This window comes from Chryseobacterium sp. SIMBA_028, assembly GCF_046535285.1.
In the GTDB taxonomy this organism is placed as follows: domain Bacteria; phylum Bacteroidota; class Bacteroidia; order Flavobacteriales; family Weeksellaceae; genus Chryseobacterium.
The window spans coordinates 1-276 of sequence record NZ_JAWRWZ010000218.1 but is presented as its reverse complement, the minus strand read 5'-3'; the positions used below and the strand labels follow the sequence as shown (position 1 = coordinate 276).

Annotated in this window: 1 pseudogene; it reads left to right on the top strand. The window is 42.8% G+C overall.

The features are described 5' to 3' along the window. Positions 1 to 276 (top strand): annotated as a pseudogene (locus SCA31_RS23215) (primosomal protein N'); the annotation flags it as partial.

Below are 276 nucleotides of genomic sequence, written 5' to 3'. Positions count from 1 at the left end.
TGAGCTGGTGGCCATTCCAAAAGCAGACTCCTTATTATATGTCCAGGATTTCAGGGCAGAAGAAAGGGCGTATCAGCTGATTACGCAGGTTTCCGGCAGGGCAGGACGAGTTTCCGGAAAGGGGAAAATCCTGATCCAGACTTTTAATCCCGATCACTCTGTTTTCCAGCTGATCAAAATGAATAATATTCCGAAAATCTATAAATATTTTCTCACAGAACGCCAGAAATTTCACTATCCGCCTTTCACAAAGCTCATTATGATAGAGCTGAAACA